Here is a 14,856-nt window from a genome sequence, read left to right on the forward strand (position 1 = left end):
GCTCCGGGGTGGCTCGTTCACTGCACCTGTGCCCGTGTGGTCCTGTCGGCGAGGTGGTTCCCGATGATCCAGCCCATGCCGAAGGCGGAGATTCTCGCCACCGGCCGCGCGTCGGTCAGCGGGCGCCGCGGCCCGCCTTCTGCAGCGCGGGCTCGCCCGCGGCGTCGTCGTCGTGCACGTAGCGGCGCCCGCGCAGCAGCGACACCAGCGCCGCGACCAGCGACATCGCGATCGCCATGCCGAACACGATGACCAGGCCGTGGTGGAACGGCTCGGAGATCAGGTGCGGGAAGTACGAGCGGCCGGTGAGGGTGGCCACGTCGTCCGGCGCGAGGCCGCCGAGCACGTGGAACTGCGCGAGCAGGTTCTGGATGGGGTTGTAGCCGAGGAACGCGGCGAAGAGCGTGCCGACCGGCGGCAGTTCGCCCACCTGGGCGGCGGGCCCTGGCGGGACGCCGTGCTCGGTCAGGCCACGCGTCAGCGTCCTCGGCAGCGTGTCGGACAGTCCCGCGATCATCAGGGAGAAGAACACGCCGATCGACAGCACCATGCCGGCGTTCATGAAGGTGGCGCGCATCCCGGAGGCCACGCCGCGCCGGTCCGCCGGGACGGAGTTCATGATCGCGGTGGTGTTGGGCGCGGCGAACAGCCCGGAGCCGATCCCGTTGAGGAAGATCAGCAGCGCGAAGGTGGCGTACCCGAAGTCGGTCGGGATCACCAGCAGCCCGGCGAACGCCAGCGCCGACAGCACGAGGCCGCCGGAGGCGAACGCGCGGGCGCCGTGCCGGTCGGACAGGTGCCCCGAGATCGGCCCGGCGACCAGGAAGCCGGCGGTGAGCGGCAGCAGGTAGATGCCGGCCCACAACGGGGTGGCCTCGTAGTCGTAGCCGTGCAGCGGCAGCCAGATGCCCTGCAGCCAGATGATCAGCATGAACTGCATCCCGCCGCGCGAGATCGCGGCGAGCAGCCCGGCCAGGTTGCCGGCGGCGAACGCCCGGATCCGGAACAGGCTCAGGTGGAACATCGGCTGCTCGACCCGGGTCTCGATCCAGCAGAACAGCGCCAGGACGGCGACGCCGCCGATCATCCCGGCGAGCACCCAGGGGTTCGTCCAGCCCATGTCGTGCCCGCCGTAGGGCTGGATCCCGTAGGTGATCGCGGCGAGCAGCGCGGTCAGCCCGACCGCGAACGTCACGTTGCCGAGCCAGTCGATCCTCGCGCCGACCGCCCGCCTGGCGGTCTCGACCAGGCTCCGGTACGCCCAGAGCGTCCCGACGATCCCGATGGGCGCCGAGGCGAAGAACACCAGCCGCCAGTTGATCTCGCTCAGCAGCCCGCCGGCGACCAGGCCGATGAACGTCCCGGCGATGCCCGCGACCTGGTTGACGCCCATCGCCATGCCGCGCCGGTGGGCGGGGAACGCGTCGGTGAGGATCGCGGCCGAGTTCGCCATCAGCATGGCGCCGCCGATCCCCTGGAAGACCCGCCAGCCGATGAGCCAGAGCGCCCCGGCGCCCCCGTGCAGCGGGTCGAGCGCCAGTACGAGCGTCCCGACCGTGAAGACCGCGAACCCGGCGTTGTACATCCGGACGCGCCCGAACATGTCCCCGAGCCGCCCGAGCGTCACCACCAGCACCGCCGAGACGAGCATGTAGCCCATCAGCATCCAGAGCAGGTAGCTGACGTTGCCGGGTTCGAGGGGGTTCAGATGGATGCCGCGGAAGATCGCCGGCAGCGAGATGATCACGATCGAGGAGTTGACCGTGGCCAGCAGCATGCCGAGCGTCGTGTTGCTCAGCGCGATCCACGGATAGTGCTTGGACGGCACGCCGCGCCCTCCCCTGTCGGAGATACTTTCTTACGCTAACTAATCATAAACCCGTCGAAACCGGCCAGTCCGGATAGGCTTACTCCGGTGGACGGACGACACCGGCTGGACCTGAGCGACGAGGACCTCCTCGCCTTCTGGCGGGAGCGCCACCTGTGCACGCTCGTCACCCTCCGCCCGGACGGGACCCCGCACTCGGTCCCCGTCGGCGCGACGCTGGACGCCGGAACCGTCCGCGTGATCACTTCGGCCTCCTCGGCGAAGGCCCGCCATGTCCGCGACGCGGGCGCATCCGGCCTGCCCGCGGCCGTCACGCAGGTGGACGGCCGCCGCTGGTCGACCGTCGAGGGCCGCGCCGTCCTGCGGACCGACCCGGACTCGGTGGCCCACGCGGAGGATCTCTACACCGCCCGCTACAAGCCCCCGCGCCCGAACCCGAACCGCGTCGTCATCGAGATCACCCCGACCCGGGTGCTGGGCAACCTCTGACACCGCCTTCCGGCGGTGGGCGCCGGGACGGCGGTCAGTAGCCGTAGGCGACCGCGCAGCTCTGGCCACCGTCCACGGTGTCCCTGAAGTCGCCTTCGGTCACCCTGCCGAAGGAGTCGACTCCTCCGAGGCAGGCGTACCGGGGGCCGTCGTCGGCGGTCAAGCCGAGAACCATCCCGCCGCCGGGATCCAGCCTGATGGTCCGGGTGACCTTCATCGGCTTGCCGGCGGCGAACGAGAACAGGACGAAGCTCGGCGGGCGCGCCTTCCTCATCGCGCCGTAGCCCGCACGCCCGCCCGGGTTCATCACGGCCGTGGTGACCGCGGCGGAGTCGTCGGGCTGCCGGAACAGGACGCGGCCGTCCCGCAGATCGGCGCTCTGCCCGTTCGTGTCGAGGGCGTACACGGTGACGTTCCCGACCCTGCCCTCAAGGAAGGGATTGTGCGCGGCATCCAGCCGCACGTCGCTGACGGCGTAGCCGAGCGTGCGGCTGTCGCCCGCCCAGACGATCTCACCGACGAGTGAGGGGGCGGCCGTGCTCCAGGCTCGCGTCCGGCCCGAGCCGAGGTCGAGGACGGTCACCGTCGCCTGGGGCCGCGCGGCTTTCGCGCAGGGGGTCGTCGCGTAGGCGAGCCTTGCACCGTCCGGGCTCATGGCCAGCCCGGCCACGCGCGCCGGGACGGCGTCCGTGGCGAGCGGCCCGAGATCCTTCACCCGGCCGCCGCCGGTGAGGCGGAACCGGTGGAACCGGGTCGTGCACGTCTTCTCCTTGAAGGTGGAGAACACGAACACGCCCCCCGGCCCCTCGATGAGCGACCGCGCCGCTCCGGCCGCTCGCGGCGCGGGCACCGAGTCCAGAGGCGGCCCCCCGCCCGCCTGAACCGCCCTGACCTCGAACCACGGCTCCGGGCCGTGCCCCTGGGAGGCGCTTCCGAACCTGCCCACCGCGACGATGAAGCGCGGCCTGCGCTGCTCACCGGGCAGCGCGGTGGTGGCCGCCGACCCGTCCACCAGCAGGTTCACGGCGCCGATGGAGGCGGCGACGGACACGGCCAGCGCCAGTGGGGCCGCCCATCGCCGGACGGCCCACGACCTCGGCCGGGCTTCTTGCCGCTCGTCCCCTTCGTCCGCCATCTGATGATCATGCCCTCCGGGCGGGGCGCCGCGTCGCCATTTCGCTTCGAGCGCGGCGTCCCGCGGGCGCGCGCCAGCGTGCACCTCCGGTGTCGCGCGCCTGGTGGGCACGGTCCATCGGTGAGGGATCGCCAGTGCCCGCGGCGGCGCGTCCGGATCCGGCCAGGGCGGTCCTCAGGTCAGCCGCGGGCGGTGGCGACGGCCGCCTGGCCGAGGCTGATGCCGCCGTCGTTGGGAGGGACGCGGTGGTGGGTCAGCACGTCGAAGCCCGCGTCGGCCAGGCCGGAGACGGCGCGGCCGAGCAGGAGCATGTTCTGGAACACCCCGCCGGAGAGCGCGACCGTGCCGAGGCCCGTCTCCGACCTGATGCGGGAGGCCGCGGCGACGACGAGCGCCGCGACGCCGTTGTGGAACCGCGCGGCGATCGCCGGGACGGGGACGCCGGCCCTGAGGTCGCTCACCACCGCGTCCACGAACTCGCCGCCCGCGACCGTGAAGCCGGTCGTGCCGTTCAGCGCTGCTGGGTAGGCGCCGGTCTCCGCGGGGTCGGCGCACTGCTCCAGTTCGACGGCGGCCTGCCCCTCGTAGTTGACGCGGTCGCGGACGCCGAGGACGGCGGCGACCGCGTCGAAGAGGCGGCCCATGCTGGAGGTCGGCGGCGCGTTGACACCGCGCCGGGCCAGGGCGGTCACCGCGGCCCAGTCGGGGCGGCGGGCCACCGGCAGGTCGCCCGGGACCCCGTAGGCCGCCGCCATGCGCCACGGCTCGCGGATCGCGGCGGCGCCGCCGGGCAGCGGAACCGGTTCCAGATGCCCGGCGCGCTCGAAGCCGCGCAGGTCGGCGACCAGGAACTCGCCTCCCCACAGGGTGCCGTCGGTCCCGTACCCGGTGCCGTCGAACGCGACGCCGATCACCGGGCCGTCCGCGCCGTTGTCGGCGAGGCAGGAGGCGATGTGCGCGTGGTGGTGCTGGACAGCGATCCCGGGCAGGTCCTGGTCGAGCGCGTACTTCGTGGACAGGTACTCCGGGTGCGGGTCGTAGGCGATCAGTTCGGGCGCGATGTCGAACAGCCGCCGGAAGTGGCCGATGCCCTCCTCGAAGGCGCGGAGCGTCTCGTGGTTCTCCAGGTCGCCGATGTGGTGGGAGACGAACGCCCGGCCGTCGCGGGTCAGGCAGAACGTGTTCTTCAGCTCCGCGCCGCAGGCCAGCACCGGGCGGCCGGCGGGGACGGGGATCGGCTCCGGCGCGTAGCCGCGGGAGCGGCGGACGGGGAGCGGGCGGCCGCGGAACGTCCGCACCACCGAGTCGTCGGTGCGGGTGTGGATGGGACGGTCGTGCAGGAGGAAGGCGTCGGCGATGCCGGCGAGCCGCCCCAGGGCGTCCTCGTCACGGTAGGCGATCGGCTCGTCCGAGACGTTGCCGCTGGTCAGGACGACCGATTCGGTGACGAGCAGGTGGTGCAGCGGGGTGTAGGGCAGCAGGAGGCCGACGGACCGGTTTCCCGGTGCGACCGCGTCCGCCAGGGCGGCGCCCGGCCGGCGCCGCGCGAGCACGATCGGGCGCCGCGGCCCGGTGAGCAGCTCTTCCTCGGCGGCCGAGAGGTCGCACAGGGCCCGGGCCGCCTCCAGGTCGGGGACCATCACGGCGAACGGCTTGTCCTCGCGGTGCTTGCGGGAACGCAGCGCGGCCACCGCCCCCGGGTCCGCCGCCCGCGCCGCGAGGTGGTAGCCGCCGAGGCCCTTGACCGCGAGGACCCCGCCCCGCGCCAGCACCGCCCGCGCGGCCTCCAGGGGCTCGTCGGCGTGGGGGCGCAGGGCGAGGGACGGGCCGCAGGCCGGGCAGCACACCGGCTGGGCGTGGAACCTGCGGTCGGCCGGGTCCTCGTACTCGGCGGCGCACGGCCCGCACATCGCGAAGCCCGCCATGGTGGTGTTCGGACGGTCGTAGGGCACGCCCGTGACGATCGTGAAACGCGGCCCGCAACCCGTGCAGTTGATGAACGGGTACCGGTGGCGCCGGTCGCCCGGGTCGCGCATCTCGCGCAGGCAGTCGTCGCACGTCGCCGCGTCCCAGGACACGAGGGCCCGGCGCTCGCCCGACGCGTCGCTGCCCACGATGGCGAAGCCGCCGCGCCCCACGGCGTCCAGCTCCCGCGTGGTGACGCGCTCGACGAGGGCGAGCCGGGGCGGGCGCGTGCGCAGCCCGTCCAGGAACCGCCCGACCTTGTCGGGAGCGCCCTCGACCTCGATGAACACGCCGCCCGCGTCGTTGCCGACCAGCCCCGACAGCCCGAGGCCGGTCGCGAGGCCGTGCACGAAGGGCCGGAAACCGACGCCCTGCACGACCCCCTCGACGCGGACACCGACCCTGACGTCCACCCCGCCATTGTGCCCTGCCGGTCACCGTCGGTGACCGAAGGCTACCGAGCGTGTCCCAACGGACGACTCCGCGGCAGGAGGGGCGGACGCCGGGCGTGTTCGACGCCGGAGGTCACTGCTCCCCGGTGTACATGGCGATGGTGAAGTCCGCCGCGGTGCGGGCGGCGGCCTCGTCGGCGCCGGCCGCGACGTCGGCGGCGTACCAGCCCTCGCCGGCCTGCCGCGCGAACTCGCGGCCCTCCTCGGACATGGCCCAGGAGTCGCCGAGCTTGGCCCGGGCGTCCTCGCCGGACTCCACGTGGATGGTGAGGCCGAGGAGCCCCATGTCCCAGCCGATGCCGACGACGCCCGGGCCGAACTGGTTCTGCGAAGGGTCGACGAGGGCGGTGTGCTCCAGTTCGAACCGGGTCCGGCCGTCCGCCTCGGGGGTCAGCCGGACCTCGATCCAGGTGGTCTGGCCGCCGTACTCCCACGTCGCCGCGAACCCCTTCGGCGGGTCGCAGCGCTCGATCGTCCCGCTGGCGTTGCCCTCCAGATGGAAGCGGCCGCCGAGCCGCAGGTCGCCGGAGACGGGCAGGAACCAGCGGGAGATCCGCTCGGGGTCGGTGACGGCGTTCCACAGGTCGTCGACGCCGGTGTCGTAGACCCTGCTGATGGTCGCGGTCCTCGCGGTGCCGGACTCCAGCGCCTTCTCGCCCACCGTGCGGGTGACCGTGTTGATCTGGCCGGTGACTTCGATCATGTCTCGCTCCCTGGGTCGTCCTGATGCGTGCGGTGTGCGCGCTTCCCGCGGGCGATCTCGGTCGCCAGGGCGTCCAGACGCGGCGTCCAGGACCGGCGGAAGCGTTCGAGCCACGCGTCCAACTCCTGCAGCGGTGCTGAGTCGACAGCGTAGAGCCGGCGCGTCCGTTCCGCCCGCACGACGGCGAATCCGTTGTCGCGCAGCACCTTGAGGTGCTGGGACACGGCGGGCTGGGAGATCCCGAACTCCTTCCGGACGACCGCCGTGAGGGTGCCGGACGAGCGCTCGCCGTCGGCGAGCAGTTCGAGGATCCGGCGCCGGACGGGGTCGCCCACCACATCGAATGCGTGCACGTGACCCAAGTTACAGGCTCGGCTTATATAAGCCAAATCTCAAGTTCAGTGTCCGGCGAGAAGCCGCTCGAACGGGACGGGCGCCTCGTACGGATCGTCCTTCGGCGGGGCCGGACGGGCCTCCACCAGGGCGGCCAGTTCAGCTCCCGCCCGGGCGACGCGTTCGGGCAGGGCGGTTTCGGCGCTCCCCCAGTCCGCGGACGCCGCGAAGACGCCGGTCGGGACGACGCTAGCGCGCAGGTAGGCGAACAGGGGGCGCATCGCGTAATCGATCGCCAGGGAGTGCCGGGCGGTACCGCCGGTCGCGCCGAGCAGCACCGGCGTGCCCTCCAGGGAACCGCGCTCCAGGACGTCGAAGAACGTCTTGAACAGCCCGGTGTAGGACGCGTTGAAGACGGGCGTCACGGCGATGAGGCCGTCGGCGTTCGCCACCGTCTCGACGGCGGCGCGGAACGTCCCGGACGGGAAGCCGGTCAGGGTCGCGTCGACCATGGCGTGCGCGTGGTCGCGCAGCTCGACCGTCTCGACGGTCGCGTCCTCCCGGAGTGCGCCGACCGTCGCCTCGGCGAGGCGGTCGGCCAGGAGCCGGGTGGACGAGGGCTGCCCGAGCCCGGCGGAGACGACGGCGAGCGTGGTCATCGCACCTCCTCGGTGAGACGGGACGCGTGGGTCGGGGCGGTCGCCGGGACGTGCGCGGGACGCAGCGACTCGAACTCCTCGCGCAGCACGGGCACGACCTCCTCCCCCAGCATGTCGATCTGCTCCAGGACGGTCTTCAGCGGCAGGCCCGCGTGGTCCATCAGGAACAGCTGGCGCTGGTAGTCGCCGAAGTGGTCGCGGAACGTCAGCGTCTTGTCGATGACCTGCTGGGGGCTGCCGACCGTGAGGGGCGTCTCCGAGGTGAACTCCTCCAGGGAGGGCCCGTGCCCGTAGACGGGCGCGTTGTCGAAGTACGGGCGGAACTCGCGGACGGCGTCCTGGGAGTTCCTGCGCATGAAGACCTGGCCGCCGAGGCCGACGATCGCCTGGTCGGCGGAGCCGTGCCCGTAGTGCTCGTAGCGGCGCCGGTACAGGCCGATCAGGCGCTGGAAGTGGTCCGTCGGCCAGAAGATGTGGTTGGCGAAGAAGCCGTCGCCGTAGAAGGCGGCCTGCTCGGCGATCTCCGGGCTGCGGATCGAGCCGTGCCAGACGAACGGCGGGACCCCGTCCAGCGGACGCGGGGTCGAGGTGAACGACTGGAGCGGCGTGCGGTGCTTCCCCTCCCAGTCGACGACGTCCTCGCGCCACAGCCGGTGCAGGAGGTGGTAGTTCTCGATGGCGAGCGGGATGCCGTCGCGGATGTCCTTGCCGAACCAGGGGTAGACGGGGCCGGTGTTGCCGCGGCCCATCATCAGGTCCACCCGGCCGTCGGCGAGGTGCTGGAGCATCGCGAAGTCCTCGGCGATCTTCACCGGGTCGTTGGTGGTGATCAGCGTGGTCGCGGTCGACAGGATCAGCCGCTCGGTGCGCGCCGCGATGTAGCCGAGCATCGTGGTCGGGGAGGACGGCACGAACGGGGGGTTGTGGTGCTCGCCGGTCGCGAAGACGTCCAGGCCGGCCTCCTCGGCCTTGAGCGCGATCGCGACCATGGCCTTGATCCGCTCGGCCTCGGTCGGGACGCGCCCGTCGGTCGGGTCGGGGGTGACGTCGCCGACCGTGAATATCCCGAACTGCATGCCGGCCTCCAATAGTAGAACTTTCAATTATTCTACCGAACCGCGACCCCCGGGCGGGTATTCCTGCCCCGCCGCCCGGGAGGACGCGGTGACCGCCCCGCTAGGCGGCCGGAGCCGGCAGCAGCGGCGCCGGGCGCGGGACGGCGGGCAGGAAGAGGCGCCCGCTGAGCGCGCCCCGGACCGTCCGGACGCCGGCCACGGCCCAGGCCGTGACGAGAAGCAGGTAGAGGAGCACGGCCACGCCGGTCAGCGCGTCCAGGCCCGTGATCCGCGACAGGCCGGACGCGCCGGTCACGCACGTCCCGACCGGGAAGGTGAACGCCCACCACGTCATCGCGAACGGCATGCCGCCGCGCAGCGCCCGCAGGTTGGCGGTCGCCGCGATGCCCAGCCAGAGCAGCGCGAAGCCCATCACCGGCGCGCCGTAGAGGACGGCGAACGCGCGCGCCGCCGCCGCGTATCCGGGAGCGGCCTGCCCCGCCGCGTTCGCGATCTGCACGACGGCCGTGGTGGACTGACCGAGCGGCCCGAGCACGAGGAACAGCGTCGGCGTGAGGGCCACCGGTGACGGCGGCCCGCCGGCGAGCCGCGACCAGATGCCGGGCAGCAGGACCAGCGTGGCCAGCAGGCTCGCGCCGAACAGGCCGTAGCAGCCGAACATCATCGTGGCGCGGGCCTGCCCTTCCGGCAGGTGCGGGACGAGCGCGGGCCCGAGCGCCGCGGCGACCATCGGGGCGACGACGGGCAGCAGCCAGGTCGGGTTCGCGGGCCCCGGCCGGTGCCTGGTGATCATGAGGTAGGGGACGCCGGCGGCGGCCAGCACGGCGTAGAGGGTCCCGAGCGTCCAGAGGACGGCGTCCAGGGCGATCGCCGCCCGGGCGCCGATCACCTCGGGGCCGAGCATGAGCGTCCCGTAGCCGACGGCGAGCATCGCCATCGGCGGGCAGCCGTAGAACACCGCCGTGGCCGGGTTGTCCAGGAGCTGGGACCGCGCCACGTCCGTGTGCCGGGCGAAGTGGACGGCGCGCGCCGCCATGAGCGCGACGAGCATCAGCAGCGAGCCCGCCCACACGACCACGGCGAAGGCGTGCAGGCCGGGGACGTCGACCGGCAGCGCGTTCGCCCCGTTCGCAACGATCGACGTGCCCATGACGGCCGCGTACCAGTTGGGACCGAGATGCCGGAACGCCTCGGTCGGGCGGTCGAGCGCGCCCAGCAGGGCGCGGTTCGGGGTGGGAAGGCTCATGACGTCCAGGTTCCACCGCATTCGCGGACATCAGTAGAGGTCATGGCTCTATGGGGTCATAAAGCAAAGCTATGGGTCCGTAGAATCGGGGTCATGGCCGTCTCGCACCGCGTCCCCGACCTCGGCGCCCTCGAACTGCTGCTCGCCGTCGTCCGGCTCGGCAGCGTCGGGCGCGCGGCGGCCGAGGTCGGCGTCACCCAGCCCGCCGCCAGCGCCCGGATCCGCTCGATGGAGCGGCAACTCGGCGTGGCACTGCTCGAACGGTCGCCGCGCGGCTCCCGCCCCACCGAGGAGGGCGCGCTGGTCGCCGAGTGGGCCCGGCAGGTGGTCGCGGCGGCGGAGGCGCTCGACGCGGGGCTCGACGCGCTGCGGGAGCGGCGCGACGGGCGGCTGCGCGTCGTGGCGAGCCTCACGGTCGCCGAGTACCTGATGCCCGGCTGGCTGGTGACCCTCCGGACCGTCCGCCCGGGCGTCGCGGTGACCCTGCGCACCGCCAACTCGACCGTGGTCGCCGAGCAGGTGCGCGGCGGCGGCGCCGACCTCGGGTTCGTCGAGGGGGCGCGCACGCCGGCCGGGCTGCACGGCACCGTCGTCGCCACCGACCGGCTCGTCGTCGTGGTCGGCCCGCGGCACCCCTGGGCGCGGCGGCGCTCCGGGGTCCCGGCCGCCGAGCTGGCGCGGACGCCGCTCGTCCTGCGCGAGGAGGGGTCGGGGACGCGCGAGGTCCTGGACCGGGCGCTGGCCGCGCACGGCGGGACGGCGTCGCCGATGCTGCAGCTCGCGTCCACCACCGCGCTGAAGGCGGCGGCCGTCTCCGGAGCCGGGCCGGTCGTGGTGAGCGATCTGGCCGTCGCCGACGAGGTGGCCGCCGGGCGGCTGGTCTGCGTCCCCGTCCCCGAACTGGATCTCGCGCGCCCGCTGCGCGCGGTCTGGCCGGCGGGCCGGCGCCCCGCCGGTCCCGCCCGCGACCTCCTGGGCCTGACCCGCGCGTCCCGCGCCGGCGGCTAGCCGTGTTCCGAAGTCCCGGCCCACTTCGCTCGCCTGGCGGCTCGCGGCGTGACCGGGCCTGGGCGCTCGGGCCGGCGGTCAGCGGTCGAGCGGGACCTCGGCCCCCGGGTGGGGCGCGCCGGCGGCGGTGAACACGGTCTGGATCTCCAGCGCGATCGCGATCTCGTCGCCGAGCATGACCCGGTCGCCCTGCAGCGGGATGTTGAACTCGATGCCGAAGTCGCGGCGGCTGATGGAGGCGGTCGCGGTGAATCCCGCGCGGACGCCGCCCCACGGGTCGGGGCCCACGCCGTGGAACTCGGTCAGCAGCCGGACCGGACGGGTCACGTTCTTGATCGTCAGGTCGCCGAGCAGGTGGTAGCGGGGGGTGCGGGCGCGGCGGCCGGTCTTGGCACGTTCCACGCCGGTGCCGGCGAAGCTCATCACCGGATGGCGGCGCACGTCGAGGAAGTCGGCGGAGCGGACGTGCTCGTCCCGCTCGGCGCTGCGGGTGTCGATCGATCCCATCCGGATCTCCGCCCGGGCGGTGGACTCCATCGGGTCCTCCCCGATCACGATCTCGCCCTCGAAGTCCGGGAACGAGCCGCGCACCGTCGTCATCAGGTGCCGCACCGAGAAAGTGATCTCGGAGTGGACCGGGTCGATGGCCCAGCGGCCGGCTTCGAGGTCGGGTACCTCGCCACCCATAAATCCCCCAAAAGTCAGATAACTCGGCAAAAGTACCCCAAAACTCACTCTGGTCTGTCCGGGCTCCGAGGGGGAATGCTTCGTACATGATCGGTGAACACGTGCTGGCCGGATACGTCCCCGACGCGGGCGGCCGGGAGGCACTCGACCTCGCCCGCGGGATCGTCGCGCTGACCGGCGGCCGCCTGAGCGTGGCGACCGTCCATCCGCCGGACCTGCCCGCCGCGGCCGGCGAGGCCCGCGCGCTCCTGGACCAGGTGGCCGACCTCCTGGACGGCGAGCCCGCGGACCTGCTCGTCCAGGAGGGCCGCAGTGTCGGGCGCGGCCTGACCGTCCTCGCCAGCCGGATCGGCGCCGACCTGATCGTCGTCGGCTCCCCCGAGGGCGGCGCCCGCGGCCGCATCGGCGTCGGCGCCGCCGCCGACCACCTGCTCCACTCGGCGACCGAGGCCGTGATGCTCGCCCCGTCCGGCCACCGGCCGTCCGACGAGCTGGCCCGGATCACGGTCATGTACGTGCGGCGGCCCCAGTGCGACGAGGCGGTCATCCGCGCCGCCCAGGCCGCCGAGCGGCTGGAGGTGCCGCTCCGGCTGGTCACCCTGGCCATCGGCGACGTCAACCCCGAGCCCCTCCGCGACGACCTCGCCCTTGCCATCCGGCTCGCCCTGGACTCAGCGGAACTGGTCCCCGAGGACGTCACCGCCGAGGTCGCCGAGGGCGACGACGTCGCGGACGCGCTCGAGGACGTGGACTGGCCCGAGGGCGAGCTGCTGGTCTGCGCGTCCAGCGAGGACGCCGCCGCCCACCGCGTCTTCCTGGGCGAGGTGGCGCTCAAGGTCCTGCGCGCGGCGCCCTGTCCGGTCGCCGTCCTCCCGCGAGGCTACTACTGAGTAGTCCCTTATGACCGTTTCCCTGGAAGCGGTTGCCGCCCACCGTTTACCTCGGCTACATTCCGTCGAGATCGGAACGTGACCTTGGACCGGGGCGCGTTCCGTCCCCCGGTCGGGCGCCACCTCGCCCGAACGAGCGAGGCGCGTCAGGAGCGAGATGGACCCGATCGGCAAGAAGCTGCTCGACATCGCCACGAAGGAGCTCGGGTACACCGAGAAGGGCGACGGCTACACCAAGTTCGGCGAGTGGTACCGCAAGAACCTCGACGGCGACCACGACGAGTACTTCTCGACGGCGCCCTGGTGCGACATGTTCCTCGCCTGGGCCGCCGACAAGGCCGACGTCGCCGGCCAGGCCGGGCAGTTCGCCTCCACCATCGACCACGCCAAGTGGTTCAAGAAGAACGACGCCTGGGGCCACGACCCCGAACCCGGCGCCATCGTCTTCTACGACTGGAACGGCTCCGGCGACATCGACCAGATCGACCACGTCGGCATCGTCGAGAAGGTCGACGGCCACACGCTCCACACCATCGAGGGCAACGCCGACGGCTACAAGCTCATGCGCAAGACCCGCGACATGGACTCCGTCGTCGGCTTCGGCTACCCGTCCAAGATCAAGGTCGAGGCCAAGTACACCCCGAAGCACGCCGCGCCCGCCCCCGCCGTCGACCAGGTCGGCGCCCCCGCCGCCACGACGCGCACCCACGAGCAGCAGCAGCACTCCCCCACCCCCGAGCACGTCCCCGCCCAGGAGGTCGTCCTCGGCGGCATCCTCGCCTTCGTCCTCTGCGGCACCGTGGCCCTCGCGGCCGGACGCGCCGCCGCCGCGAAGGCCCCCACGTCGCCGCCCATCCGCGTCCGCAAGCGCGGCAAGCACCACCGCCCCGCCACCCCGGTCGCCCTCCCCGCCGACGTCACCCCCGCCGACCTCGACGCCGCGGACGCCGGCACCACCGTGATGCCCGCCATCTCCCTCGCCGCCGCCCACGCGGCCGAGGACCGCGAGTTCTGGGGCCGCATCGCCCACCTCGAAGAGGACAGCGAGCTCGACTTCTGGAACACCCTGCACGCCGAGCTCACCGACTCCGCATCCGACCGGTACGCAAGCACTCCAGGATTCCGCTAGAGTTGTTCGTGCGAGCCCGGGGGGCGACCCCCGGACCGGCACGCGGACGTGGCTCAGTTGGTAGAGCATCACCTTGCCAAGGTGAGGGTCGCGGGTTCGAATCCCGTCGTCCGCTCTGAGAGGCCCCCGTCAGGCAGGCCTCGCTCTGGTGGAGTGGCCGAGAGGCGAGGCAACGGCCTGCAAAGCCGTGTACACGGGTTCAAATCCCGTCTCCACCTCGCAGCACACGCAAGGGCGATTAGCTCAGTGGGAGAGCGCTACCTTGACACGGTAGAGGCCACTGGTTCAATCCCAGTATCGCCCACGAGTCGGGCCATCCTGGTCGGCGCCTATGGCGCCTTCCCCGGTGGCCCGCAGTGCTTTTCTGGGGGGCGACCCCCAGACCCCCGATGTGGGGGACTCCGTCCCCCACGCCCCCTGCGTGCGGGCTGAGCTTTCTGGCGCGTCCTCGGGGGTCACTCAGCTGGGCTTCCTGATCTTTCCCTCTCCTCCGCTGGCTGTAGAGCGGCGTTGGGACCACCTGGCCGATCTCGGGCGAGGCTGAGGTGGTCACAGCAACTCGGGCCCAGCCCTATCGGGTCAGCGGCGGACGCGGTAGCGGATGTGGGTGGCCTCGGGCGTGTCGATCACCTGAATGATCTCCAACTCGATCTCCGACGGCAGGACGTCGAACAACCGGCGCCCCGCGCCCAGGAGTACTGGAATGTGGTGGATCTGCACTTCGTCCAGCACTCCGGCCTCGAGGGCCTGCTGCACTGTGTAGGCGCCGCCACGAATCTGGACGTCCCGTTCCCCGGCGGCGGCCTTCGCCTGCGCCATCGCGCTTTCGATCCCGTCGTTCACGTAGGTCACCAGCGGATAGCCCCACCTGGCGGCCGGGCCGGGCGGCCGGTGGCTGGGGACGAAGATCGGGAGACCGCCGTGGGAGCCGCCCCAGTGGTCCATGAGCTCAGCGGTCCGCCGTCCCGCGAGGATCGCGCCGGCCCCGTTCCATTCGTCCTGGAACTGCTTGACCGGCTCGGGATGCCGGTCCGAGTCAGCCCACTTGTGCAGCCGCTCGCCGTCGTCGCCACCGAGGAAGTCGTTGGGATCGGCGATGTACCCGTCGAGGGACATCGACATGTCGAGCACCGATTTGGACACGGCCCACTCCTCGTTTCACGGCGTGGCCCCTCGGCCACCGCCTGCTCCCGGGTCCGGAGATAAACTGTGTCCCCCGAACACTGTGTACGGTAGAGACAGTTTCGACGGTTGGC

The 14,856-nt window shown here is 72.6% G+C and carries 14 protein-coding genes and 3 tRNA genes; 7 read left to right on the forward strand and 10 right to left on the reverse strand.

The window, feature by feature from the left end; translation table 11 throughout:
• Positions 1-115: 115 nt before the first annotated feature.
• Positions 116-1,828 carry an MFS transporter gene (locus ABWI04_RS19855; RefSeq protein ID WP_353833357.1) on the reverse strand — a complete coding sequence of 571 codons (1,713 nt, stop codon included), beginning with the start codon at positions 1,826-1,828 and terminating at the stop codon, positions 116-118.
• Between the two features lie 87 nt (positions 1,829-1,915).
• Here ABWI04_RS19855 and ABWI04_RS19860 point away from each other — a divergent pair, with 87 nt between their 5' ends.
• Positions 1,916-2,317, forward strand: coding sequence for a PPOX class F420-dependent oxidoreductase (locus ABWI04_RS19860; RefSeq protein WP_353833358.1), 402 nt, complete (start codon positions 1,916-1,918; stop codon positions 2,315-2,317).
• 34 nt (positions 2,318-2,351) lie between these two features.
• Here ABWI04_RS19860 and ABWI04_RS19865 read toward each other — a convergent pair whose 3' ends face one another.
• The 7 genes from ABWI04_RS19865 to ABWI04_RS19895 all read right to left on the reverse strand — a co-directional run bounded on the left by ABWI04_RS19865 (position 2,352) and on the right by ABWI04_RS19895 (position 9,886).
• Positions 2,352-3,452, reverse strand: coding sequence for a beta-propeller domain-containing protein (locus ABWI04_RS19865; RefSeq protein WP_353833359.1), 1,101 nt, complete (start codon positions 3,450-3,452; stop codon positions 2,352-2,354).
• A gap of 179 nt (positions 3,453-3,631) precedes the next feature.
• Positions 3,632-5,830, reverse strand: a complete 2,199-nt coding sequence (hypF, locus tag ABWI04_RS19870) for a carbamoyltransferase HypF (protein ID WP_353833360.1) — start codon at positions 5,828-5,830, stop codon at positions 3,632-3,634.
• Positions 5,831-5,942: 112 nt separating this feature from the next.
• On the reverse strand, positions 5,943-6,572 hold the full coding sequence (locus ABWI04_RS19875; RefSeq protein WP_353833361.1) for an SRPBCC family protein: 630 nt from the start codon (positions 6,570-6,572) through the stop codon (positions 5,943-5,945).
• Entirely contained in the window at positions 6,569-6,925 is a 357-nt protein-coding gene (locus ABWI04_RS19880) for an ArsR/SmtB family transcription factor (protein ID WP_353833362.1), read from the reverse strand. Before ABWI04_RS19880 ends, ABWI04_RS19875 begins: the two co-directional genes overlap by 4 nt.
• Before the next feature lie 45 nt (positions 6,926-6,970).
• Positions 6,971-7,564 carry an FMN reductase gene (locus ABWI04_RS19885; protein WP_353833363.1) on the reverse strand — a complete coding sequence of 198 codons (594 nt, stop codon included), beginning with the start codon at positions 7,562-7,564 and terminating at the stop codon, positions 6,971-6,973.
• Positions 7,561-8,640, reverse strand: a complete 1,080-nt coding sequence (locus tag ABWI04_RS19890; RefSeq protein WP_353833364.1) for an LLM class flavin-dependent oxidoreductase — start codon at positions 8,638-8,640, stop codon at positions 7,561-7,563. The genes ABWI04_RS19885 and ABWI04_RS19890 overlap by 4 nt, the downstream gene beginning before the upstream one ends.
• Before the next feature lie 100 nt (positions 8,641-8,740).
• Positions 8,741-9,886, reverse strand: a complete 1,146-nt coding sequence (locus tag ABWI04_RS19895) for a TDT family transporter (RefSeq protein WP_345183752.1) — start codon at positions 9,884-9,886, stop codon at positions 8,741-8,743.
• Positions 9,887-9,979: 93 nt separating this feature from the next.
• Between ABWI04_RS19895 and ABWI04_RS19900 the strand changes: the two genes are divergently transcribed.
• Positions 9,980-10,894, forward strand: a complete 915-nt coding sequence (locus tag ABWI04_RS19900; RefSeq protein ID WP_353833365.1) for a LysR family transcriptional regulator — start codon at positions 9,980-9,982, stop codon at positions 10,892-10,894.
• 78 nt (positions 10,895-10,972) lie between these two features.
• On the opposite strand, the gene ABWI04_RS19905 is transcribed toward ABWI04_RS19900, so the two are convergent.
• Positions 10,973-11,581 (reverse strand): YceI family protein, encoded by a 609-nt coding sequence (locus tag ABWI04_RS19905; protein WP_353833366.1) that lies wholly within the window; start codon positions 11,579-11,581, stop codon positions 10,973-10,975.
• Positions 11,582-11,667: 86 nt separating this feature from the next.
• Here ABWI04_RS19905 and ABWI04_RS19910 point away from each other — a divergent pair, with 86 nt between their 5' ends.
• From ABWI04_RS19910 to ABWI04_RS19930, 5 genes are all read left to right on the forward strand, one after another.
• Entirely contained in the window at positions 11,668-12,471 is an 804-nt protein-coding gene (locus ABWI04_RS19910) for a universal stress protein (RefSeq protein ID WP_353833367.1), read from the forward strand.
• 157 nt (positions 12,472-12,628) lie between these two features.
• The gene (locus tag ABWI04_RS19915) at positions 12,629-13,600 is read left to right on the forward strand and encodes a CHAP domain-containing protein (protein WP_353833368.1); all 972 of its coding nucleotides are present in this window, start codon (positions 12,629-12,631) and stop codon (positions 13,598-13,600) included.
• 42 nt (positions 13,601-13,642) lie between these two features.
• Positions 13,643-13,715, forward strand: a tRNA-Gly gene (locus tag ABWI04_RS19920).
• Between the two features lie 32 nt (positions 13,716-13,747).
• Positions 13,748-13,818 (forward strand) — tRNA-Cys (locus tag ABWI04_RS19925).
• Between the two features lie 14 nt (positions 13,819-13,832).
• Positions 13,833-13,904: transfer RNA gene (locus tag ABWI04_RS19930), tRNA-Val, on the forward strand.
• 275 nt (positions 13,905-14,179) lie between these two features.
• Here ABWI04_RS19930 and ABWI04_RS19935 read toward each other — a convergent pair.
• Positions 14,180-14,743, reverse strand: a complete 564-nt coding sequence (locus ABWI04_RS19935; protein ID WP_353833369.1) for a dihydrofolate reductase family protein — start codon at positions 14,741-14,743, stop codon at positions 14,180-14,182.
• Positions 14,744-14,856: the final 113 nt, after the last annotated feature.

This window comes from Actinomadura sp. NPDC000929 (assembly GCF_040492065.1).
Classification (GTDB): domain Bacteria; phylum Actinomycetota; class Actinomycetes; order Streptosporangiales; family Streptosporangiaceae; genus Spirillospora; species Spirillospora verrucosospora.